Source organism: Methylocystis sp. MJC1 (genome assembly GCF_026427715.1).
Taxonomy (GTDB): domain Bacteria; phylum Pseudomonadota; class Alphaproteobacteria; order Rhizobiales; family Beijerinckiaceae; genus Methylocystis.
In genome coordinates, this window is record NZ_CP107559.1 from 164,999 (window position 1) to 188,385 (window position 23,387).

19 protein-coding genes are annotated in these 23,387 nt (G+C 59.6%); 6 read left to right on the top strand and 13 right to left on the bottom strand.

What is annotated here, in order from left to right; genetic code table 11:
* Positions 1 to 70: 70 nt before the first annotated feature.
* Entirely contained in the window at positions 71 to 1,039 is a 969-nt protein-coding gene (locus OGR47_RS19615) for a helix-turn-helix domain-containing protein (RefSeq protein ID WP_165055808.1), read from the bottom strand.
* A 341-nt stretch (positions 1,040 to 1,380) separates the two neighbouring features.
* On the opposite strand from OGR47_RS19615, the gene OGR47_RS19620 reads away from it, so the two are divergent.
* Positions 1,381 to 3,276: a methanol/ethanol family PQQ-dependent dehydrogenase gene (locus OGR47_RS19620; RefSeq protein ID WP_165055806.1), complete on the top strand. Its 1,896-nt coding sequence runs from the start codon at positions 1,381 to 1,383 to the stop codon at positions 3,274 to 3,276.
* Positions 3,277 to 3,507: 231 nt separating this feature from the next.
* On the opposite strand, the gene OGR47_RS19625 is transcribed toward OGR47_RS19620, so the two are convergent.
* Positions 3,508 to 3,789, bottom strand: coding sequence for a TonB-dependent receptor (locus OGR47_RS19625; protein WP_306792347.1), 282 nt, complete (start codon positions 3,787 to 3,789; stop codon positions 3,508 to 3,510).
* Positions 3,790 to 4,098: 309 nt separating this feature from the next.
* Here OGR47_RS19625 and OGR47_RS19630 point away from each other — a divergent pair, with 309 nt between their 5' ends.
* Positions 4,099 to 5,151, top strand: coding sequence for an LLM class flavin-dependent oxidoreductase (locus OGR47_RS19630; protein ID WP_165055804.1), 1,053 nt, complete (start codon positions 4,099 to 4,101; stop codon positions 5,149 to 5,151).
* Here OGR47_RS19630 and OGR47_RS19635 read toward each other — a convergent pair.
* From OGR47_RS19635 to OGR47_RS19650, 4 genes are all read right to left on the bottom strand, one after another.
* Positions 5,123 to 5,899: an ABC transporter ATP-binding protein gene (locus OGR47_RS19635; protein WP_165055802.1), complete on the bottom strand. Its 777-nt coding sequence runs from the start codon at positions 5,897 to 5,899 to the stop codon at positions 5,123 to 5,125. The genes OGR47_RS19630 and OGR47_RS19635 overlap by 29 nt on opposite strands.
* A complete protein-coding gene (locus tag OGR47_RS19640; protein WP_267270102.1) occupies positions 5,896 to 6,870 on the bottom strand; it encodes a FecCD family ABC transporter permease in 975 nt (324 codons plus the stop codon). Before OGR47_RS19640 ends, OGR47_RS19635 begins: the two co-directional genes overlap by 4 nt.
* A 34-nt stretch (positions 6,871 to 6,904) precedes the next feature.
* On the bottom strand, positions 6,905 to 7,780 hold the full coding sequence (locus OGR47_RS19645) for an ABC transporter substrate-binding protein (protein ID WP_267270103.1): 876 nt from the start codon (positions 7,778 to 7,780) through the stop codon (positions 6,905 to 6,907).
* Between the two features lie 150 nt (positions 7,781 to 7,930).
* Complete coding sequence (locus tag OGR47_RS19650; protein WP_165055796.1) at positions 7,931 to 10,060, bottom strand: TonB-dependent receptor; 2,130 nt, start codon at positions 10,058 to 10,060, stop codon at positions 7,931 to 7,933.
* A gap of 493 nt (positions 10,061 to 10,553) precedes the next feature.
* Between OGR47_RS19650 and OGR47_RS19655 the strand changes: the two genes are divergently transcribed.
* Positions 10,554 to 11,663 (top strand): IS110 family transposase, encoded by a 1,110-nt coding sequence (locus OGR47_RS19655; RefSeq protein ID WP_165056370.1) that lies wholly within the window; start codon positions 10,554 to 10,556, stop codon positions 11,661 to 11,663.
* Between the two features lie 564 nt (positions 11,664 to 12,227).
* Here OGR47_RS19655 and OGR47_RS19660 read toward each other — a convergent pair.
* The 4 genes from OGR47_RS19660 to OGR47_RS19675 form a co-directional block, all read right to left on the bottom strand.
* Positions 12,228 to 12,929 (bottom strand): spermidine synthase, encoded by a 702-nt coding sequence (locus OGR47_RS19660; RefSeq protein ID WP_165050749.1) that lies wholly within the window; start codon positions 12,927 to 12,929, stop codon positions 12,228 to 12,230.
* Between the two features lie 10 nt (positions 12,930 to 12,939).
* Complete coding sequence (locus tag OGR47_RS19665; protein ID WP_165050747.1) at positions 12,940 to 13,590, bottom strand: DUF938 domain-containing protein; 651 nt, start codon at positions 13,588 to 13,590, stop codon at positions 12,940 to 12,942.
* A 4-nt stretch (positions 13,591 to 13,594) separates the two neighbouring features.
* A complete protein-coding gene (locus OGR47_RS19670) occupies positions 13,595 to 14,068 on the bottom strand; it encodes a YaiI/YqxD family protein (RefSeq protein ID WP_165050796.1) in 474 nt (157 codons plus the stop codon).
* A 365-nt stretch (positions 14,069 to 14,433) separates the two neighbouring features.
* The gene (locus OGR47_RS19675; RefSeq protein ID WP_165050745.1) at positions 14,434 to 15,531 is read right to left on the bottom strand and encodes a tellurite resistance/C4-dicarboxylate transporter family protein; all 1,098 of its coding nucleotides are present in this window, start codon (positions 15,529 to 15,531) and stop codon (positions 14,434 to 14,436) included.
* A gap of 349 nt (positions 15,532 to 15,880) precedes the next feature.
* Between OGR47_RS19675 and OGR47_RS19680 the strand changes: the two genes are divergently transcribed.
* The 3 genes from OGR47_RS19680 (at position 15,881) to OGR47_RS19690 (ending at position 19,171) form a co-directional block, all read left to right on the top strand.
* Positions 15,881 to 16,312, top strand: coding sequence for an Rrf2 family transcriptional regulator (locus OGR47_RS19680; RefSeq protein WP_165050743.1), 432 nt, complete (start codon positions 15,881 to 15,883; stop codon positions 16,310 to 16,312).
* Between the two features lie 110 nt (positions 16,313 to 16,422).
* The gene (hcp, locus tag OGR47_RS19685) at positions 16,423 to 18,087 is read left to right on the top strand and encodes a hydroxylamine reductase (RefSeq protein ID WP_165050741.1); all 1,665 of its coding nucleotides are present in this window, start codon (positions 16,423 to 16,425) and stop codon (positions 18,085 to 18,087) included.
* Between the two features lie 55 nt (positions 18,088 to 18,142).
* Complete coding sequence (locus OGR47_RS19690; protein WP_165050739.1) at positions 18,143 to 19,171, top strand: 2Fe-2S iron-sulfur cluster-binding protein; 1,029 nt, start codon at positions 18,143 to 18,145, stop codon at positions 19,169 to 19,171.
* 45 nt (positions 19,172 to 19,216) lie between these two features.
* Here OGR47_RS19690 and OGR47_RS19695 read toward each other — a convergent pair whose 3' ends face one another.
* The 3 genes from OGR47_RS19695 to OGR47_RS19705 all read right to left on the bottom strand — a co-directional run bounded on the left by OGR47_RS19695 (position 19,217) and on the right by OGR47_RS19705 (position 23,009).
* Positions 19,217 to 20,932, bottom strand: coding sequence for an MEDS domain-containing protein (locus tag OGR47_RS19695; RefSeq protein WP_165050737.1), 1,716 nt, complete (start codon positions 20,930 to 20,932; stop codon positions 19,217 to 19,219).
* A 310-nt stretch (positions 20,933 to 21,242) separates the two neighbouring features.
* Complete coding sequence (locus tag OGR47_RS19700) at positions 21,243 to 22,529, bottom strand: cystathionine gamma-synthase family protein (protein WP_165050735.1); 1,287 nt, start codon at positions 22,527 to 22,529, stop codon at positions 21,243 to 21,245.
* A gap of 228 nt (positions 22,530 to 22,757) precedes the next feature.
* Positions 22,758 to 23,009: an NfeD family protein gene (locus tag OGR47_RS19705; protein ID WP_165050733.1), complete on the bottom strand. Its 252-nt coding sequence runs from the start codon at positions 23,007 to 23,009 to the stop codon at positions 22,758 to 22,760.
* Positions 23,010 to 23,387 lie beyond the last annotated feature (378 nt).

Here is a 23,387-nt window from a genome sequence, read left to right on the forward strand (position 1 = left end):
TTTCGAACCCGAACGCGCGCAGAAAAATGGTCGCCCAAGAGCGACCATGTTCTCAGTTTTCAGGCGCTTCTCAGTGCGTATTCGAAATGCTGAGCTTGTTCATCTTACGGTGCAGCGTCGCTCGGCTGACGCCGAGCAGCTTGGCCGCGGCCGACACATTACCTTCGGCGCGGGCGAGCGCCCTGCGGACCGCGCCGCGTTCGGCTTCGATAAGCTCTGCCTCCCCACCGACGCCCTTCGGCAGGAGGAGATCGACGGCCGGTAGTTGCGCGGCGATGCGGGCGTCGGAAATATCGAGCTCTAGCCTTGCTGATCGGGTCGCGCCGATAATGAGGTCGTGACGATCCACCGCGAGCAGCGAGGCGCCATTCCGGCCGGCGCTGGGCGACAAAAAAATGCGCGCCTCGGCGAAGAATTGGCGGAAATTCAAAGCTTCGATCGCTCGCGCGGCATCGGCCAGGGCCACTGCGACGAGGCCGATAAGCCCCTCGGATTTGATTTCGCGACCGCAGGAAACGTCAAGAGCAGCGGCGAGCCTGCCTTGATGGTTGTAAATGGGGGCAACGGTACAGCTCAAGCCCGTATGACGGGCGCGGAAGTGCTGGTCGCGATGGATCGTGAGCGCACGGGCTTCCGCGAGGCAAGTGCCGATGCCATTCGTGCCCTCGCGCGCCTCGCTCCACATCGCGCCGAGCCGCAGACCCCAGCCTTGAAAGATAGCCTCGTCGGCGCCGCGTCCTTCGATCGGCACGCCGTCCTTGTTGGTCAGCAGCACGCAGCAACCGAGCTCGGCGACGGCGCCGAACAGCCGATCGATTGGCGCTTGCGCGACCCGCGCCAGGGGCTCGAGCTCTTCACGCGCCTGGCGCAGCTCGGCTTCAGTGAGGACGTCTGGCGCGCGGCTCTGACCAGGATCGAGCCCGTATACCGTCATCGAGCGGCGCCAGCTCGCAGCGATTGCCGATGTCGCAGGCGCGATCTCGTTCTGGACGACCGAGCGCACCAGATCCGTGTGCGTATGTGGGATCCGTCCCTCCATCGAAGGTCTCCGGGAAAAAAGAAGGAGCGAGTATAAGCGCTTTCTAATCGAGATGCACGCTGCTCCAGCGCAGCCGCCCGGGGCCCAGGAAACCGCCTTGCATTCGGGGTCGCGCGGATCGATGCGAAAAATCGTCGCAGAATTGCGACACGCGGCGTCGCATTGCTCCGCGCCCCACTAGCGGCCGAGGCCGTCCTGTTTGAAGTTCCCTTGGCACGAGCCGGCAATACGGTCCTCTGCTCCTCCCCGCGATAGACAGCGCACGTTCTCCCAGGCGTGCGCTGTCGATCCATCATGGGAGACGACCGCTTTCAAAAGATGCCGGGCCACGGAGGAAAGCCATGAACAAGTTCTTGGTGTCGTCGTCTCTTACAATGCTGGCGCTCGCATTAGGCTATGGCGCACGCGCCGACGAGTTGCTTGAATTGCAAAAGGACCCGACACAGTGGGTGTCGCCCACGGGGGATTACGCCAATCTCCGCCATTCGGCTCTCAAGCAAATTACGACCGAGAATGTCGGCAAGCTCGTCGTCGACTGGCAGTTCTCAACCGGCGTATTGCGGGGCCACGAAGGCGCCCCTCTGGTGATCCATAACATCAAGATACCTGCCGAGGAAAAGGACGGCGCGGTCGTCAAGCAAGCTTACACGACCGACGTGATGTATCTGCATACGCCTTTCCCCAATGTCGTCTACGCCCTCGACCTCAAGGACCGCGACCACAAGATCATTTGGAAATATGCGCCGCAGCAGGACGCTTCGGTCATTCCGGTGATGTGCTGCGACACCGTGAACCGCGGCCTCGCCTATGGCGACGGTAAAATCTTCCTGGCGCAGGCCGATACGACGCTCGTCGCTCTCGACGCCGCGACAGGCGCTTCGGCGGGCGCAAGCAAAGACAAGCCGATCTGGTCGGTTAAATTCGGCGATCCTTCGAAAGGCGAGACGTCAACCGCTGCGCCGCATATTTTCAAGGACAAGGTCGTCGTCGGCAATGCCGGCGGCGAATATGGCGTGCGGGGCCAGATCAGCGCCTATGAGGTCAAGACCGGCAGACTGATATGGCGCGGCTATTCGACGGGTCCGGACAGCGACACGCTGATCGACCCTGAAAAGACGACGCATCTCGGTAAGCCCGTGGGTAAGGACTCCGGGATCAATACCTGGCAGGTCGATCAATGGAAGTTGGGTGGCGGGACGACCTGGGGGTGGTACAGCTATGATCCGGAGCTGAACCTCATCTACTATGGAACGGGCAATCCATCGACCTGGAATCCGGTGCAGCGGCCCGGCGACAATCGCTGGTCCATGACGCTCTGGGCGCGTGATCTCGACACCGGCAAGGCGCGTTGGCTCTACCAGACGACGCCCCACGACCAGTGGGATTATGACGCCGTCAACGAACTTCTGTTGGTCGATCAGGAGATCGGCGGCAAGAAAGTGAAGACGGCTGTCCACTTCGACCGCAATGGGTTCGGTTACACCCTCGACCGCGTCAACGGCGATCTGCTCGTCGCGGAAAAATTCGATCCGGCGGTCAATTGGGCGACCAAGATCGACATGGACAAAGCGTCAAAGACCTACGGCCGCCCGATTCTCGACGAAAGATTTTCGCCGGAAAAGAACGGCGAAGACGTCACGACGCAAGGCGCCTGCCCGACGCTTGGCTCCAAAGACGAGCAGCCCGCGAGCTACGACCCGAATACGGGGCTTTTCCTCGTTCCGACAAACCATGTCTGCATGGATTTCGAACCGTTTCGCGTGAGCTACTCGGCTGGTCAACCCTATGTCGGCGCCTCGGTGGAAATGTTCCCTGCGGACCGCGACAAGGGCGAAACCCACACGGGCAATTTCATTGCCTGGGACGCCAGGAAGGGAAAGATCGTGTGGTCGAACAAGGAGCAGTTCTCCGCGTGGTCGGGGGCGGTCTCCACCGACGGCGGCGTGACGTTCTACGGCACTCTCGAAGGCTATCTCAAGGCGGTCGACACCAAGACCGGCAAGGAGCTCTATAAACACAAGACGCCTTCCGGCATCATTGGCAACGTCATCACCTATGAGGTCGAGGGGAAACAGTATGTCGCGGTGCTATCGGGCGTCGGCGGCTGGGCCGGCATCGGCCTTGCGGCCGGCCTTACCAAGAGCAACGACGGTCTTGGTGCGGTCGGCAACTATCGCAGCCTTTCCAATTACACGGCGCTGGGCGGCGTGCTGACCGTCTTCTCGCTGAGGGAATAAAATCCGGATTAATTGCGACGGAGTTCTCGCTCGGCGCCTCGGTCACACCGTAGCGCCGAGCGCAGCTCTTTTGATTGGTGTTGAACTGTTTCGATTCCTCAACTGTACTGCGTTGGGCGCGTCCACCCACCCCCTCCCGTAAGGGAAGGGCGGACTGCGAAGCGGTCCGGGTGGGATAGCCTGGACCTGCAGGAGCCCTGCTTCACCCGATCGCCTCTCCCGGCGCTTCGATCAGAACTCCACCCGCAGCGAGCCGAGGAACGTGCGCGGCGCCCCGGTCGTGATCGTGGAGCGGCTGCTCGCAGACGGATAATAGACCGTGTCGGTGATGTTCTTAACATTCAGCTGCGCGGTGACGGTGAAGTTTTCAATCTTTGTCGTATAGGCCACCATGCCGTTGAGCAGCGTATAACCCGGCAAGACGAAACTGTTCGCCGTGTCGCCGAGCTGATCCGAGCTCGCGGAAACGCTGCCGGCGAGGCCCAGCCCCCCCGAATGCGCCGTCGGCGTCATATTTCACCCAGAGGTTCCCATAATTGCGCGGGCTGCCCGGCAATATGCTGCCTGCGACAGCGAGTTGCCTTTTACAGGCGGTGAGCGGATCAATCGCCGCGATGCGCTTCTTCTGTTCGTTCCGCCTCGTTGCCGTCGCTGTCGTTAACTTGGCTCGGCCCAAAAGGCGCGGTGGCAAAAGCGAGAAAAAACGGAACAAGCGCCGAAATTCACGCCTTGCTCGGCGCCTCCGCACCGGTTATTTACAACACGTATATAACGGTGTGCCGCCGTTAAGTCGAATTGCCGGTGGTTGGAAGGACTGTGACAATGAACGCTACTTATAGAGTTGCCGTCCCTCCCCGCTTCAAACTCGGGCTTTCCGGATGCGGAGGCGGACTGGAATCCGTTTCCACCTCGCAACTCCTAGACTTGGCCGAAAAGGCGGAGGCGCTTGGCTACGACGCGCTCTGGATAAACGAGGAGCACTTCCAAGGTAGCGTCGTCGAAGTCGAGGGCCGTCGTTGCCACTCTCCCATCGTTCTTGCCTCGGCCATACTGTCGCGCACGAAGACTTTGCGCGTCGGGTTCTCGGTCCTTTTGCTCGCCTTGCACCATCCGGTCCGGCTCGCGGAGGAAATTGCGACATTGGACGTGCTATCCAATGGCCGGGTCGATTTCGGCATTTCTCGCGGAGGCAACGGGCGCTATCTCGAAGTGTATGGCGTAGAGCCCGAGAGCGTGGCGCAGCGCTTTCAGCATACGCTGGAGTTCGTTCTGCGCGCTTGGGGAGACGATAAGGTCTCGTTCGGCGGAAACGCTTATTCCATTGAGCCCAAGCCGATACAAAAGCCGCATCCGCCCGTCTTTATCGGCACCTATACGGACGAGACGGCTGGATGGACCGCGCAACAAGGACATGGCCTCATCTGTCACGGCATTACCAGTATGGAAAATCAACGCAGATTGATGAAAGCCTTTGTTGAAGCGGGCGGAGATCCTGCCACGGCTCCTTTTGGACGCTTTGTCTATGTCGCGGAAAGCGATGAGCTCGCGCGAAAGGAATTGTGGCCCACAGTCGAAAAGCTCACGGAGCGCCTGCGCGGATTCAGACTATTCGACCGCAGCGGCGTTCTTCAGGAACGGGACCTCGAACCCGAGACGTTTTACAACGAAATGGTTATCGCTGGCGGACCGGCGACATGCGCTGAAAAAATACTCGATCTGAACAGGGAGCTCGGCGTGTGTTACCTCAACGCGCTCAGCGCATTTTTTGGCTTCCTGCCGCTACCGCTGCTGGAAAAATCATTGGAGCTGCTTGCAAGGGAGGTAAGACCGCTGGTGGAGAAGCGCCTCATGGCAGGCGTGGAGCGAAGCTCTTGATCGACGCGTGCGTCAGCTCTAGCAGATCAGCCTCGTAAGCAGCGCCCATTGCGTCGAGCGAGCAAACGTCTTTAGCTGCCCCGACGCCGAGTAAGCGTCCATTCTTGAGCAAGGCGACCTTTGCGCCGAGGAGGAAGGGATGATCAGGCGCGTGAGTTGTCATGAGCACCGTCTTGCCTGACTGCGCCAGTTCGCGCGTCAGAGCGAGCACGCGGCCCTGATTGGCCAAATCAAGGCTCGATGTCGGTTCGTCCATCACAAGTATCGGCGCATCCTGCGCCAGCGCCCGCGCAATAAGAACCAATTGCCGCTCGCCGCCAGAGAGGTGATTGATGGATCGGCGGGCCAGGTGCGAGACGCCAACCCGGCTCAGCATGGTGTCGGCAATTTCCCAGTCTGCCCGTGTTGGGCCGCCCAAGCCAGAAACATGCGGTATCCGGCCCAAGAGAACCATGTGTCGCGCCTCGAAGGGAAACATTACGTCACTGGACTGCGGAACATAGGATATGAGCTTTGCTCGAGCGGTATGAGAAAGCTGCGTGGCGTCGTCGCCCAATACGCGAATGCGCCCGCGAGTTGGAGAAATATCGCCCAGCAGACATTTGATCAGCGTCGTTTTTCCCGCGCCGTTTGGGCCGAGCACGCACAAAATCTCTCCCCTCCCGACGCTAAAGGACACGTCCGCCAGCGCCTCGCGTTCGACTGCAGGCCTACGGAAGGAAATATGTTCGAAAACGACGGCGTTCATTGCCAGTTCCGTTGGCCAAAGCGTATGAACAGGAAGAGAAAGAACGGCGCGCCGATCAAGGCGGTCAGAACGCCGAGCGGAATTTCGGCTTCAAACCCGCTGCGCGCCAGATCGTCAACCCCGAGCACAAACAGACCTCCCATCAGGAAGGTGGACATCAGAAGCTTGCCCGGCTTCAACCCGAAAACCGACCGGGCCATATGCGGCACGAGCAGACCGACCCACCCCACAATGCCCGCGACGCAGACCGTGGCGCCACTCATGATAGTTGCACAGACAATGACGGTGAAGCGCAGCTTCTTTACATCGACGCCGAGACTCGCGGCTTCCGCGTCGCCGAGTGAAAGAAGGCTGAGCCGCCAACGAAGTGCGAAAAGGATTACCGATCCCGCGAGAACAGGAATTGAAACCGCAATAGCCTCTTGGACGCCAATCTTTGACAGGCCGCCCATGAGCCAGAAGGTGATTGAGGCAAGAATCTCCACTGGGTCAGCGACATATTTGACGATCGAGATGAGCGCCTGGAAAAGCGCGGACGTCACCATGCCGCAGAGGACCAGCGTCACGATCGAAGCGCCCCTGATCGCTCTGTGCGCGGCGTAAGCGATCAGCACTGCAATGAAGCCTCCCACAAAGGCTGAAGCTTCGACAATGATGAGGGGTTGTCGAAGCAACATCGCGAGCGAAGCCCCAAATCCCGCGCCTGCAGAAACCCCGAGCAGCGCAGGGGACGCCATGGGATTACGAAAGATTGTTTGATACGCGGATCCTGCCACCGACAGGCCTGCGCCGACCATTACCGCTGCAATCACGCGAGGAAAGCGCACTTGCAGCACAATTGTCTCCGCGATAGCCGGGGGCTGGCTATTCCAGGGAACGAGTTTTCGGCCAAGCACTTCGATGACGGTCGCGACTGGCAGGGGGTACCGTCCCAACGCGAGAGAACCGACGGCCAGCGCCAAAAGCAGCATCGATAGGAAAAGGACGGCGCCATAATCTGCGCGATTATCGGCCGCTTGAACCTGCAAGGATTTCATCGATCCGCTCGTCGTTGAGATGGATATGGAAGAAGCGGTCGTAGAATCTCGCCATCTCCGCACGTAATTCGCGCTGTCCGAAAATCGCGGGGTGAAATATCGTTGCAGCCCACAGCACCGTCAAAGGCTGCTCCACAGTCCGGTTCGCCCATAGATGCGCACCTGCCGGCGCGACATAAACCCTCCGGTCTCGAACAGCCGCAACCTCTTTGAGCCGCGGGTCATCGAAGGCCATCTGCCTTTCGCTCATATCCGCGACGATGATGATCTGCGGGTTCCAGGCAAGTATCTGTTCGATGGAAAACGTAAAGCTTTCTTGGGCGCGGCCATTGTCGGTCACGCTGAGGCCCCCGGCGCGGGGGATCCACCATTCGGCGATTTTGTGAGGTTGGGTAAGGCGTTTCAGGTTCAGGTAAAGAACCCGCGGCGGGGAGGCCGTTTGAGAGTCTATTCGACGCGTGACGTCGCCGATCATCTTGTCGAACCAGTCCTGATAAGCGAGCGCTTCCTGCTCCCTGTAAAAAACTTGGCCCAAAAACTTCATTACCGCCTTTACGTCGGCGGGCGCCGTCCACTGGAGAAAGGCCACCGGAAGCCCCAGGCTCCGCAGCGACTCGGCCGTGGCGCGGTCCATCGTCAGAACCAGATCCGGCTGCAACGATATGATCGTCTCTACAGCCAGCCCTTTTTCAGCGCCTTGCACGATCGGCTTCGCCGCCAAACCGGGAGCGAAGACAAAATGTATCTTGCGACTGAGTTCGGGCGGAACGCCGTTGGCGACAACCGATTGCTCTCCCAGCGCGAAAAGAAACGAGTTGATGACAGGCACGGCGCCGAGGGTCACGACACGCTCGACATGGTCGGGAACCTCGACTGTCTGCCTCGACATGTCGATGATCGTCCGCGCTTGAACGTCCGACGCGTCAGCGAAAAACGCGATCGCGGAGACAACCGCCCCCGCGATCGCGTTACGAAATGGAAGAGCTTGGAGCATTCAGAATTTGGCCGTCAGGCCCGCGAAGATCGTTCTCGGGGGGCCCGCAAAATAAGAGGTGCTGTTGAGGTTTGTTTCATTGACTGAGATCGCGCCTATATAGCGCGTGTCGAAAAGATTGCGGATACCGGCGTCGAGAGTGAGCGAGACGGGGAGACTGATCTTTCTGTTGATCTCATAGGACGCGTTGAGGTCGACCACGCAATAGGGGGAAACGGACTGGCTATTGTCGGCCAGGCCATAACGGGTGCTGACGTAACGGATCACAGGCGTGAACTGGAAGCCGTCGCGATAATAGGTCACTGCGAATTTCGCTTGATACTTTGGCGCATAGGGGGCTTGTTTTCCCCCGATAAGCGCCACGGAATTGGAGCCTGTCGCAATGTTGGCCTTGTAAGTCTCCGAGGCTGCGGTCAGGCTGCCTGTCAGCGTCAGCCAATCGGTCGGTCGCCAAGCGGTTTCGATTTCGACCCCATAGCCCGTGGTCGCGGCGTTGCTTTGATAATAGCTCTGCCCGACGGCCGCATCAAAGACCAGAACTTCCTTCTTGTGCGTCCAGAAGCCGAAAAACGTCGGCACGACGGTGAGGTTTCCGGATTGATACCTTGCGCCAAAGTCGACCGCGTCGACCATCTCGGGCCGGATCATATTCATCAGGCTCTGGAGCGTCATGCCTTTTTTCAAGAAAGACGCTTCGGCGCTGTTGAATGAACTTGCCTGCGGCCCCCAGTCGGGGCGGCCGGTCTTGCGGCTGTAGCTGGCGTTGACGCTCCATTCGTCTGACAGCTGATGGCGGATCCCGAGGTTCGGCAGCCAGTCATGAAAATAGCGGGCTTTCGCGGTCGCCGCTGGGTCGGCTGCCGGACCATAGGCCCAAACGTCCCCATAAGAGACGTCTGGAAGGCCCGCTGTCTTGAAATATTGCATTTCCGGCGTGCCTTGGATGAGCAGACGAACGCCGCCGCTGATTGTCGTGGGTCCCCAATCCTGCGTGTATTGCAAGAAAGGACTATAGAATTCGTGATTGCCCAACCGGGCGAGCGTCGAATAGTTCGCGAACTGCATCGCGCCGAACGGCGTAACGTTGTATAGGCGCTGACCGAGCGGCGGGGGTTCCGGCTTTGTGCTTTGACCCCAATATCCGAGCAAAAAATGACCGTCCCAGGGGAACTTCTTATGATATTCGGCAACGCCTCCGATATTGTAGTTGTTGATTGGCCAGAGCTGCACTCTGGCTCCAGCCGTCGTTAGTTGATATCCTTGATTTCGCCAATAGTAAGGCTTCAATATTAACGTATCTGTCGGCGTGATGTTGTAGGAAATTTCTGAAAAAATGACATTGTCGACGTGGCGCACGCGATTGAATTGATAGTTATTGACGTCGGTGGCCGGCTTGCCTGTAAACGCGGTTGTGTAGTCATACCACGCCCATTTCGCCAGATTTTGTGTTTGCGCGAAAGACAGCGGCGAATAGCTGTAGGCCCTTTGATCGTTATGGATCAAATATAGATTAACGTTGAGCTTGTCGCCGATCGGCTGTGAGACGCCCAGCATGACGTTCTCGCGCCGCGCGTCGCCCTCGCCCTTCCATTTGTTGGCGTCCGCGAGAGAGCCGGACACGAAGATAGCGCCGCCGCTCGCCAGACGTCCTGTGTCAATGCGCCCATAAGTCCGCCAAAATCCGTTCGAACCAGCGGCCTGAGTCAGCGTGCCTCCGGATTTTTCTTGCGGTGCGAGAACCCTGAGATCAAGAGAACCTGCCGCGCTGGAGAATCCTAAGCCCTGGTTGGCCTGCAGGCTTCCTCGGTAGAGGTTGATTTCAGCGACATTGTTTAAGTCGACGAGGTCCGCGCCTCCAACGATGCCCGCGATCGGCAGACCATTTATATTTCGGGACAGGAAGAAATCAGAAACGCCCCTGACAGTGATGCTCCTGTTGAACGACAGCCCGAAAGGATCGCCCGAGTCCTCGATAACGCTGGGGAGCAGATCCAACGGCTTATAGGAGCTGGCCTGAGCGGGCCCCCCAAGCAGTCTGATGCCTTCTCTCCCGACGGAGCTCATGGGATTAGGGGCGCGGCTGCGGACAGCCGTAAACAGCGGATCGCCCGGCCGATCGGTCCGGGTCATGCTGATTTGATCTCCCGACGGACTTCCGACCGCTTGGCCAGATTGGGAGGCAGCAGCAGCCTCTGACGCGCCGCGAGCCGCTGGCTTCGGTTTTGCTCCTTGCGGCTTGTTTATCTCGATGGGCGGAAGAGTTTGCTGCGCGAGCGCCGCCCCGCCGAGCGGGAGGAAAGGTAGCAAGGAGACGCCGCGTAAGACAAACGAAGCTTTCCAGAGTTTACCGAGCGCCATAATACCCCCAAGCACACGAAATTCGCTATATATATCTGACATATAATTAAGCTGAGTCCAAGCTCAAAAATGCCACAGTCGCAAAGATCATCTGCTCAGCCGCGCGGCAGAGCTGCTTTCTGACAAGGCGCCGACTAGACCGTTTGCCTATTCAACAGACGAAAGACCGTATGTCCGCTTTTGCGACTGAGGTGGCTCGCCCTACGCTGTGCGAGCGAGGGTTGCTCGGCGATCCGAGCCGATCCTCAGCGCAGGAGGGCGAGCCATGGAGCAGTCTACAGAGATTTTCGTCGGGATCGACGTTTCGAAGGCGCGTAACGCGGTTGCAGTCGCTTCCGGCGGGCGAAGCGGCGAGGTGCGTTTTGTCGGGGAAGTGGATTCGTCTGTCGAAAGCATGCGCCGCCTCATCAAGCGCATTACGGCCAAACATGCGGATGCGCATTTTTGCTATGAAGCCGGGCCGACCGGTTATGGCCTGAACCGGCTCATCGTTTCGATGGGGTTCCCTTGTTCCGTGGTCGCGCCTTCTCTCATTCCGCGCAAGGCGGGCGATCGGGTCAAGACCAACCGTCGCGATGCGGTTGCGCTCGCCAGGTTGCTTCGGGCTGGTGAACTGACAGCCGTGTGGGTTCCGGACGAAAGTCATGAAGCGATGCGCGATCTCGTGCGCGCAAGAGCCGCGGCGGTCGAAACGCTGTGTGTGCATCGTCAGCAGGTGAGCGCATTTATGCTCCGGCACAGTCGGATTTTTCCGCGCAAGACCGCTTGGGGCGCTCGTCATCTTCGCTGGCTTCAAGAACAGAAATTTGATCATCCGGCCCATCAGATCGCGTTGCAGGAGATGGTCGAAGCCGTGAGAATCTCTAAGGAGCGCGTGGAGCGTCTCGAGGCGGCGATCGAAGAGTTCCTACCCGAATGGTCGCTGGCGCCTGTGGTCCAGGCGCTCCAGACCCTACGAGGGATCGATCTGATCGTAGCCGTTACCTGCGCCACGGAGCTTGGCGATCTGAGTCGCTTCGAAAATCCGCGTCAGCTCATGGGCTATCTCGGTCTGACGCCGAGTGAGCGCTCGACGGGCGACACAGTTCGGCGTGGCGGCATCACCAAGGCCGGCAATGGTCGCGTGCGGCATCTGCTGATCGAAAGCGCCTGGACCTACCGCCATCCACCACGGATCGGAAAATTGAAGCTCTACAAACTCGAAGCCGCGCCGCCGCGCGTAAGAGAGATAGCGTGGAAAGCGCAGACCCGCCTAACAGCACGATATCGCGCGCTCAGTGCACGCGGCAAAAAAACGACCGTCGTCTGCGCCGCAATTGCGCGGGAGCTTGTTGGTTTCATGTGGTGCGTTGCAAAGGAGGCGCAAACCGCCTGAGACGCAACACAGGCAATTGATTATCCGCTCGCGCATGGGCGGGGACTGGATCTCGGCGAGGGGAATACCCGTCACACGCTTTGTGGCCGGCAACAGCCGACGCCCGTTGTAAGATAGGGACAGCCCCAGACGCATTTTCGGGAATGCGGTAACCAACCCGCGCATAAGAGCTTGATCACCGACGTCTTTCAGATCCAGTCCCTACCCCTGCGCGACAACCGTCCTTCCACGCCGCTTCCCGTGGCGTGAAGTCGCTCGTCAAATTTGTTGACAGCGGACATAAGAGCGTGATCGAATGACCGCCTACAGCGCAGCGCGCAGAGTTGGTTAGGCGCCCACCAGCGAAAGGTGGACACCAAATGGCTGCGGTGAAGGATGGTTTTGGCGCGCAGCGGCGGCCGTGGAGCCTTGCTGAGCGCCCGCGGCTTGTCGATGAAACTTTGGCGCTAACGACGCGCCGGCGTTTGGCTCGTGCGTAGCGCGACGATTGTTTTTCGCAGTCTGGACAGACCCTAGCCCCAAGGGCACAACCGAAAAACTACACCCGAGGATTGAGAGAAAAGACTATCGGGCGCGTGGGCCCTCGCCGCGATCGACGCGCGTCGCGATCCAGACGACATGCCGGGCTCCGCCTTGTCCCCCGTTGGCGCGCACCTTGATCTCCTCGACGCCGAACCCGGCGTTGTGGAGTCGCTGTGTGAAGCTGCGGTCCGGGGCGCACGACCAAACGGCCAGGACGCCGCCGGGACGCAAGGCTTTACGCGCGGCCGCCAATCCCGCCTTGTGATAAAGCCCGTCATTGGCTTCGCGCGTCAGACCCTCGGGGCCGTTATCGACGTCGAGGAGGATTGCGTCATAGGACCCGCGCCCCGAATGGATGAGGCGGCCAACATCCGTTTCCTGGATCGAGACGCGCGGATCCGTCAGACTCGTCCCGTGTAATTCAGCCATTGGACCGCGCGCCCACGCCACCACGGCAGGAACGAGCTCCGCGACGACGACTCGCGCCTTTGGATCGAGGACTCCAAGCACGGCGCGCAAAGTAAAACCCATCCCAAGCCCGCCGATGAGGATGCTCGGCCCTGGGCAGGAACGAATTCTCTCACATGAGAGCGTGGCGAGCGCTTGTTCGGATCCGCTCAAACGGCTGTTCATGAGTTCATTGTTGCCGAGCATGATCGAAAATTCGGCTCCCCGGCGCATCAGTCGCAGCGCGCCCTCGCCGCCAGGTATTTGCGCCGTGTCGATCAAAGACCAGGGAATCACGTTCGCCTCTTCAGCTCGTCAGACATGTATTCAACGCCCTCGTCGGCTGCCCCGACGCGGCGCTGCGGCGAAAGATCAGACTTAGATTATTCGCCGGCATTTCCACAATCTCGGGTCTTTCGAAGCCTGCCTGGCGGCCAAGGTCGGCCACCGTTTCGAGATCACGAACGCCCCATGAGGGATTTTGAGCGCAAAGGCCCGCGTCGAATTCAGCATTGCTCGACGCGGTATGCGCGCCGCCCCGCTTATAGGGGCCATAAAGATAGAGCGGCGCCCCTACCGGCAGAATCGCTCCTGCGTTGTCGAACAAGCCCTCGGTCGCCGCCCATGGCGAAATATGGACCATGTTGATGCAGATGACGGCGTCGGCCCGCTCGATTGGCCAGGGCGCGCTCGCCGCATCCAGAGCGAGCGGCGCCCGCACATTCTTGACGCCGGAGGATGCGATCCACACCGCGACGCTCGCGCGGGCCTCTGGGCTGGGGTCCGATGGCGCGAATGTCAGGTTTGTCAGCCGGGCCGCGAAATGAACGACATGTTCGCCGGAACCGCTCGCGACCTCCAACACGAGGCCCTGTTTTGGTAGTACCGCGGACAAGACATCCAGGATGGGCTTTCGGTTGCGGGCCGCCGCGGCCGAGAAGAGGCGATTGTCGCTCATGCGCTTATCCAGATTCCATTGACGAACGTTTCCTTCTTTCGCGGGCGATCGTTTGATCCAGGGCTTGAAGGAACCGGGAACGGTTTGTCGAGGAAAATGGGGGCGGACCGCTGGTCCTCTCGCCCGTCGAGCGGATGTGCTCCATGAGAGAGCGCTGTGCGAGAGCCAAGCCGATCGAATCCTCTGTAAAGGCGCGCCCATAGGGCGCAATCGCGTGCGCCTCTTTAGCCAGCACCCTCGCGGCCAGGGGGATATCACTCGTGACGACCACATCGCCGGCAACGACATGTTCCGTGATCCAGTTATCGACGACGTCCGCGCCGGCGTCCACGATTGCCCTCACAATCAGAGGCGATGTGGGGATTTGCATGAAGCTGTTAGAAACCACGAAAGTCTGCAGTCCGTAGCGGACGGCGATCTTGTAGGTCTCCTCCTTCACAGGGCAGGCGTCGGCGTCGATGTAAATCTTAATGGTCATCAAGCATGATAGCACCTCGACGACGACTTTCGCCAACGCAAGCGCGTTGTTCCGGTTTCCGCCGATATCGGCGGTCTTTGGGTTGCGAGGGAATAAGAAACGCCGCTTTCAATGCTTTTAGCTTCGGCGTGCTCTGTGCTCCCCCTTGGTGACGCGAGATAATCTTCCACAGCTCCGGTCGGGCTACGCACTCCCTCCGTCACGCCGATAACGGCACAAAATGCATGCCCAAAGAGGGGGCCCTCTTCGGCGCCGATCTGGGGTCCCGTCCAATGCTGATTGACATCCTATCTCCGGCTTGGTGCCCATAAAACCTATTGCGAGGATGGGCAGCAAGAAGCCAAGCACAAAATTCTGACCAGCCTTTACGCGTTCAGGCGGCTTTGCGGATCGTTTGGCGAGGCCCGCAGGCGCGTCGCAAACCAAGCGGTCGCCGTCACAGCCCAAGCCGTAAGCGCGATCCACGCGAAACCTGCCGCCGCGCTTTTCAGGAGAGGCAGCCCCGTCACCAGCCCGAGACGAAAAGTGGCCACCGAATACATCCCCAGGGGGAACACCAGACTCCAGAGCGCTTGAGTATAAAAGAATGGCGCAATGGCAATCGCGTACTTCCAAAAGCTTAAAAGCATCAAGAGCGGGATCAGCCAGGTCGCCCACGCCCAAGTGAAGAAAGTCGCAGCCTCGATGAGGGGCCGTAGCGAATGCAAGAGCGGCAGCGCAGGGCTTCCACACAGAAGCAGCGTCGAGCCAGCATTGGCGCAGATCGCCGCCGCTCCCATGGTCACCCAAATGGCTGGGGTCACATCGTCTCGATCAACGGGAAAAAAGAAAAAGCGGTAAGAGAAAAGCGTGATGAAGATTGCGTACAGCGCGAGGCCGATCCCCCACAGCGCATGAAGCGGCAGGAAAACAAGCGCGCTCAATTCCTCGTTTGCTGACGTGGCCAACGCTCCAAGGATTACAACTGACTCAGTCGCGACGATGGCGAGTAGCCAGCCGCCCCGAATAATATCGGCGGCTTCGGCCTCGGCGGGTAGACTAAGCACGCAAAAGCTGAGGTAAATGAGCGTTAGCCAAAGGCCCGAGTCGGCGACCCAGAACCAAAGAGCCGCTTCGCCAAAACCCCGCAAAGCGCCGCCCGCGCCGATGACGTTGGCGCCGGCAATAAGTGCGAAAAAGCCAAAGACGCGGCGCCGGTCGGTCAAATTGGCCCATACGACGCGTGGGAAACAGAAAATCCGAAGAAGGAAGATGGCGAGCAAGCACAGAAAGGTAGTGACATTCGTCGCAAAGAGCCCGCTCGCTAATAGCTTCTGATCAGATAAGGCCAGGGCGTCCGAGACAATTCCTGTCGCCATCACAAAGGTAAAGCAGCTCGGTTCAAGCCTCTCTATCCAGGCGAGGGGTCCACGGCGCGGTGGAAACGACTTCCCATCCTTAAATTCCGGCATCAGCGTATCCATGACCCGCGCACAAACCGGCGTTTCGCAGCCGGCGATGAATAGATCGGAATGAACCTGCGCCCGGGAGCGGCTGGACCGGTCACCGGAACGTCGCATGCCACGTCAGGAGGCTTTCTGCTTGGCTGCTTGGCGACGACCTGCCGTGGGCAGGCGCCCTGCGGTAGGAGGCGTTGATGATTTTCCCGTCACCTAGGGCGTTCGTACAGCGTCAGCATTCCCCTCCCCTAAAGAGGCATCCATGATACTTCTTTTAGAGACCAATCGTTTCTATTTCAATCGGGGGATTTCTGACATTACAGCGGGCTATCCCCGGATTTCAGAATTTCAAATACCGTGTTAATCTTTGGCTATGCGCCTAACCACATTCACTGATTATGGGCTACGCGCCCTCATCCTGCTCGCCGACCGCAGGCCCGACGTCCTGAGCGCGGCTACGATTGCCGACCATTTCGAGGTCTCGCGACACCACATGGCGAAGGTGCTCCAGGAGCTTGCCGCCGCCGGATTTGTCGAGGGCATCCGCGGCGCGCAGGGTGGCGTTCGATTGGCTCGGGACCCACGGGACATTCGTATCGGCGACGTTATCCGCACGCTCGACAATCAGCCGCTGGTCGAATGTTTTAGCACGCAAGGCAGCAACTGCGCGCTTTTGCCGCGATGCCGGCTCAAAGGAATGTTGGCGCGCGCCGAGCAGGGCTTTTTGAGGGAACTCGACCGATTCACATTGCATGACTGCCTCGATAAAGCGCCCTCCGTTACCGCCCTCGATCTGTCGCTTTGAAGAAAAGCTTGCCCTGCGACGGCGCGGCAGCTTGACTCCTTCCCTATTAATTACGCATTCTAGATACCTATTTAGACGCCAAAACCGGCGTCGGGAGGCAGGAGAGGCGCATGTTCTGTTATCAATGCGAGCAGACGTACCGGTCGGATGAAGGCGCTGGCTGCGCGGGTGCAAAAGGCATGTGCGGAAAGGACGCGGCGACCGCGGATCTGCAGGACATCTTGCTTTATGTCTGCGAGGGGATCGGCCAATATCTGCATCGGGCGCGCGGATTGGGGGCAAGGGACATCGAGGCTGATCGCTTCATCCTCTTCGCCTTTTTCACCACGCTGACGAACGTCAATTTCAATTCCATGAAATTCGTCGAACTGATCCAACAGGCCTCCCTCACACGCGATCGGGCGAAGGCCCTCTACGAAAAGGCGTCATTCGCTGCCTGCAAATATCCTGAGACGCTCTCTGGGGCGGCCGCTTTTGTGCCGGCCAAGGACATGAGCAGTCTTCTCGCCCAGGCTTCGGAGGCGGCCGTGAGGAAGGGCGCGGAGGTCTTCGGCGAAGACATCGTCGGCCTGCGCTCGCTCATCCTTTATGGTCTCAAGGGCATCTGCGCCTATGCCTATCATGCGCGAGTCCTTGGGCAAGAGCGCGACGCCATCTATGAGGCGATCGAACACGCCCTCGATGTCCTCGCCAGACGGGAGAGCGATATTTCGGCCCTCCTTGACGAAGCTCTTTCGATCGGCCGCGCCAATTTCATCGCCATGGAGGCGCTCGACGCCGCCAACACAGGGACATTTGGCGCGCCTGCGCCCACAAGTGTCCGCGTGACGCCGATCAAGGGCAAGGCCATTCTCGTCTCTGGTCACGACCTGAAGGACTTGCACGCGATCCTCGAGGCGACGAAGGACAAGGGGATCAATGTCTACACCCATGGCGAGCTGCTGCCGGCCCACTCCTATCCGAAGCTGAAGGCATATCTGCATCTCGTCGGCAATTACGGCGGAGCCTGGCAGGATCAGCAGAAGGAATTCGCCGAATTCCCAGGTCCGGTCGTCATGACTTCCAATTGCTTAATCGAGCCGCAGCCCCGTTATCGCGGACGCATCTTCACAGCGGGGCCAGTGGGCTGGGCGGGCGTCCGCCACATCGCCAACGAAGACTTTTCGATTGTCGTGCAGGCCGCCCAGGCCCTGCCTGGCTTTGCCGAGGACGCGCCCGTGAAGACGATTACCATTGGATTTGGCCGCGATACCGTGCTCGGGGTCGCGGATAAGGTGATCGACGCGGTGAAGGCCGGCGCCATCCGTCACTTCTTCCTCATCGGCGGCTGTGACGGCGCGGCTCCAGGGCGCAACTACTACAGTGAATTCGCCGACGAGGCCCCGAAGGACACGGTAATTCTGACGATAGGCTGCGGCAAATACCGTTTCAATAAACACGACTTGGGGACCATCGGTGGGCTGCCGCGCCTTCTCGACATGGGCCAATGCAACGACGCCTATTCGGCTCTTATCGTCGCGACAAAATTGGCGGAGGCCTTTGGCGTAGGCGTCAACGAACTGCCCTTATCCTTGATCGTCTCTTGGTTCGAGCAGAAAGCAGCCGCGGTGTTGCTGACTCTGCTGGCGCTCGGCGTGCGCAATGTGCGGCTGGGTCCGACGCTGCCGGCATTCCTCACCCCCGCGCTTGTCGATGTGCTGGTGGAGAAATTCGGCATTCAGCCGGTCGGCGAGGCCAAGGCCGATATTGAAGCGTCTTTGAGCCGCGCCGCTTAATGCTCCTCATCACGGACGCCCGCGATCGGGCGTCCGTCTCGCGACGGAAACCCGCATGTTCAAAGTCAGCCTAATTACGCGCGATGGCGCGGCGATCACCTTCGACGCCGAGCCTTCGGAAACCTTGCTCGACGCCGCAGAGCGCTCCAGCATCTACCTCCCATCTTCTTGTCGGGAGGGCGGTTGCGGCGCCTGCCGTGTTGGCCGAGATCACGGCGACGTCGAACTCCTGCCTTACAGCGGTTCGGCGCTGAGCGATGTGGAGCGGGATTCCGGCGATATTCTCCTCTGCCGCGCCCAGGCGCGAAGCGACCTCGCCTTGCACGCGCCTTTTGACCAAGCGGCAGTGGGATACGCGCCGATTCCAGAGAGACGAGCGGTCATTTCCGAGATCGCGCCCGCCGGATCGGGCGCAGTGCGCCTTGTTCTGCAATATGAGGACAATGCAGCTTTCGGCCGCGCCGCCCAGTTTACCGCCGGACAGTTTGTCGAGCTTTCGTTACCCGACGGTGCTGCGAAGCGCTCCTATTCTCTCGCCAATACGCCCAACTGGGACGGGACGCTCGAGTTTTATATCCGACTTCAGCCAAACGGCGCCTTCTCAAGCTATTTGAAGGACAGAGCTGCGCTTGGCGATACTCTGCTTGTCCGCGGGCCGCAGGGCCAGTTTACCGCTGATGAAGCGAGCGCAGCGGAACGCTGGTTTGTCGCGGGCGGCACCGGCCTTGCTCCGGCGCTCTCCATGCTCCGTCAAATGGCGGAGTTCGGTGATGGACGCGGCTGCCGTCTGTTCTTTGGCGTTAACCGGGTCGACGAGCTTTTCGCTTTGGATGTCATCGAAGACCTCAAAAAAGCGCTGCCCCAGCTAATCGTCACCACATGCGTCTGGAAACCTGAGGCGCAGTGGGAGGGTTTTGTGGGCACGCCCGCCCAGGCGCTCACCCACGCGCTTACGGGAGTAGCAGAACTGCCGGATATCTATGTTTGCGGTCCGCCGCCGCTTATCGCGGCGACTGAGAGCGCTGCCTTGGCGGCTAACGTCGCTCACACGCGTATCTTCAGCGAGAGGTTCACCCCCGCCTGAACGAAGCGCTAGCCAAACTCTCGGCTCAACCAAGAGCCCAGCAGCTCAAGCCGCGCCTTTGGCGTCTGCCAGAGGCAGAGTGAAGCTAAAGACCGCTCCGCCTTCCGGATTCGCCTCCGCCCATAAGCGGCCGTGGTGCGCTTCGATGATCGATCGGGAAATCGACAGTCCAACGCCCATTCCGGTTGCCTTTGTCGTTTTGAAGGGTTCGAACAACGTTTCTTGGATTTGCGCCGGCAACCCGGGTCCTGTGTCGCACACGTCTGTTCGGACCATGCCTGCATCCGTCGTTGATATCGACAGAGTGAGCTTGCGCTCCGGGGCTTCCCGCATCGCCTCGATCGCATTGCGAACCAGATTGACGAGAACCTGTTGGATCTGAATCTTGTCGGCAAGCACGCGGTCGTCGAGGGCGTCCACACGGAAGCTGGCTTCGACGCCGGTAAGCCCCCCTGCCGAAACCGCATCATAAGCGTCTCTAACCAGTTCGTGCATGCTTTGAAGGCTTACGTCCGGTTCGCCACGAATTGCGAAAGCCCTCATGCCGCTGACAACCGCTCCCGCGCGCGCCACTTGCTCGGAGGCCTTATTCAAGGCGTCCGCGACGTTGAGGGGCTTGAAAAGCGATCGTCCAAGAAGCCTCTGAGCAGCGCTGAGATAAGCTGCGATTGCGGTCAGCGGCTGGTTGATCTCATGCGACAGAGCCGCCGCCATCCCTCCCATCGCATCCAACCGATCGGCCCGCAGCTTCCGCATTCGGGCCTCGGTTTCCACCCTCTCGGTCAAGTCGCGCACGACGATCACGAAGAGGCGCTGATCGCGGTCAACAGTTTCCGTGACGGCGCACTCGAGCGGGAACACGAGGCCGTCCTTCCGGCGCCCCTGAGTCTCGTGGACCACCGCGCCGGCGCCTTGACCCGCGTCCTGCGGACAATCGCCCAGGGGGACGAAACGGCTTTGTTGGGGAGACAGAACGCCGACGTTCTCGCCAATGAGATCGTAGGGCGCGTAACCAAACATTCGCGTCACAGCTGGATTTACGGAGAGGATGTTTCCCGAAGCATCCGTCGTGATGATGCCGTCGCAGACGCCTCCGATCGTGGCGCGCAGCCGCGCCTCGCTCTCTCGCAGCCCCTGCTCGATCCGCTGCCGAGAAAAGCTTTTCGACGCCTTCCAGCCGTCGCCCTCCTTGGTGAGAGCGAAGTCATGGGTGGCGATGACGTCGAAAATCTCGCTCATGCTCCACTTCTCGAGCGGGTAGGTGCAAAGGGCGAGGATGCGTTTCGAGCCGACGATGCGGTCTATGGCGGCCTCGTAGCGGACGAAGTCCGCCCAATCGTCGCGCGCAAGCGAGAAGGTGCTCGCAGTGACGCGCATGCCGTCAAACCCGCGATCGAGCGCTGTAACCAACTTGCCCGCCACTTTTTCCAAGGCGCGGTCAGGGTCAAATCGTTCGCCGTACCAATCGTCAAAGTCGACGATCTCAATCTGGCCGCTGGCCAAATATCCATCAAGTTCTGGCACAAGCTCGCGCAAGGCGGCCTCCGCCTCGACCGCTCTCAACGATTCTGACGTGATCCACACGCAAAATTCATTTGCCGCCAGCCCGTGCGCGAGATAAGGCGCGACTGTCTCCAGAAGCTCGGGGGCGGTGTCGTATAGCAGGCAGAAATGCGTGCCCCATGGCGCATCGCCTACTGCGCTGAGCCCGGTCTTCCGCGGCAGTTCTTGAACTGCATCCTGAGTCGAAAGGTCATTCATCCGCATAGCTACGCTTACTCTGAAGCAACGCTCGTTTCTCGCCATCCCCTTCGATCCCATAGCGAAGAAGACTTATGGAAATTAAAATCACTATACCAGATACCCATATCAATGCGACAGCCTGACGCGGAGATAGACCTCGAGCGTGAAGGCAAGTGGTATCAAGGGCGCCCCTGAGTCGTCTTGCCAATTCGCCTCGCCTGAGCAGAAGCTTAGCGTGTGGCCTCTGACTCGACATCCGCGGCACGTGGGGGGTAACGGCCCCACAAGGGCCAGCTCTGGCGTCGCCGCGGTCGCATCGTCGCTTGCCCTACGCGCTCATAGAAAAGGCTTGGTCAAGGTCCGCGATTAGATCGTCAACGTGCTCAATTCCGATCGACACGCGGATCAATGAAGGCGTTATGCCGATTTCTTTGCGCCCCTCCGCTGTGAGCCCAGAATGAACGGTCGTCGCAGGGTGACAGATTAAGGATTCAGTTCCCCCGAGGCTGACAGCCAGCTTGAAGAGCTCGAGTCGATTCAGGAAGGCGAAAGCCTCAGCCTGTCCGCCCGCGATTTCGAACGAGAAGGTCGAACCGCCCGAAACTGATTGGCGCTCCATCAGAAGCCGAGTCGGGTGATCGGCTGGCAGCAACGCAGGAAAATGGACGCGCTCGACTTTTGGGTGTTTGGAAAGAAACTTAGCGACAACGACGGCATTGCTTGCCGCCCGCTCCATTCGCAGGGACAGAGTTTCCAGCGAGCGCGTCAGCATCCAGCAGGAATGTGGATCGAGTTGCGTGCCGATCGCGCTGCGCATAGCCCGAATTGGCTTCAGCTCCATCGACGAGCCGACAATTGCTCCGCCAATGAGGTCGCTATGGCCCCCGACATATTTCGTGAGCGAATAAAGTGACATATCTGCGCCATGTCGAAGGGGTGACTGAAAAACAGGGCCCAGCAGAGTGTTGTCGCAGCAGACCAGGGGGCGGGATCCCTGGCGACGCGCGATGTCCTCCGAAATGGCGCGCACAAGAGATATATCCACAAGGCTGTTCATCGGGTTCGACGGCGTCTCGATGAAGATCATAGCGATCCGCGCATTGCGGCCGGCTTGTTCGGCGGCGGCCCGAATGTTTTGCTCGTTCATTCCGTCTGTAAATCCAACTCCCTTGATTCCGAAAGGAGCGAGGGTTCTGCTGATGAGAACCTCGGTTCCGCCATAGAGTGGACGGCTATGCAGAATGACCTCTCCGGGCTGTGCGTAAGCAAGGATCGCAGTGGTGATTGCCGCCATGCCTGAGGCGAAGACGAGAGCGCTCTCGGCGTTTTCATGAATTGCCAGCCGATCCTCAACGATTTCTAAGTTCGGATGGTTGAAGCGAGAGTAGACGAGGCCGGGTTGCCTCTCGGGCGGAGCCGTTTGTCGCCCGGCCATATAGTCAAAAAAGTCGCGCCCCTGCTCCGCTGTTTGGAAAACGAAGGTGGACGTTAGAAATACGGGTGGCTTGACAGATCCCTCCGAGAGAGCAGGATCATAGCCGTAGCCGAGCATCAACGTCTCTGGTTCCAGCGCGCGCTGGCCAATTTTCGTCTTGTGGTAGCGAACCGGATCCATAGCGAAAGCCTTTCGGCCATCTGTCTAGGCGTTAAACTTTCATATAGCGAGCAGTACAGGGGTGGGAGTTTGGTCGGGTGACCGAGTTACTCGGATACCAGATGCTCATGTTGCCGTGGCTCAGGCGCTGTTGCTGACGACGCGCCCGCGCCATTGAACGCCGCCCTATCGGCGATGCGACCGGCGCCCCGACCGCGAAGGTGGCGGCGGGGCGTTTTGCTGTTTATGTCACCGAGGCTTATACCAAGGGACAAAGAAGCCAAAAATGCCCGAGAGCACCGCGAAGACGACGACTGACGCTGCAATTATTGGGATTTCGCCGGTTCCCCACCAGGCGAGGATGAATCCGAGAACTGCGCCCGCCGCAGCACAGATGAACACGCTGGGGGTCAGGTCAATGTCAAAATCGACCACGCCGCCATATTTGTCTCGCTCTTTTTGAGGTGTGCGGGACTCTCCCTTTGGGTCGTCGTGCGTCATATCGAACCCCTCCGCTTCGCGCCGCAAAGGGGACATAGGGCGGTTGATCGGAATGGGCGACTCCGACGCAAACACAGCGCCCTATCTACTGTTTCTTCGAAACCGCCCGTACACGCACAAGCGACGTTTCAAGCATGTTCCGCGAGCTGTTTTGCGTCAAAAGCGATCTACGGCGCAGGTACCTTGACTTCTGTCGTTAAGGCAGCAAACTGCTACCCCATGGGGAAGCGATCTCCCCACGAGGCGACACGCCCAAGAATCGCGTCCGGTTTGTTCACCAAGGACGCACCATGTCGTCAGTCGACGAAGTCTCTCCCAACAAGCTCATTCGCCGCTGTGGCAGCCTCCCTCATTCTGCGCTCGCTGACATATGGGGCG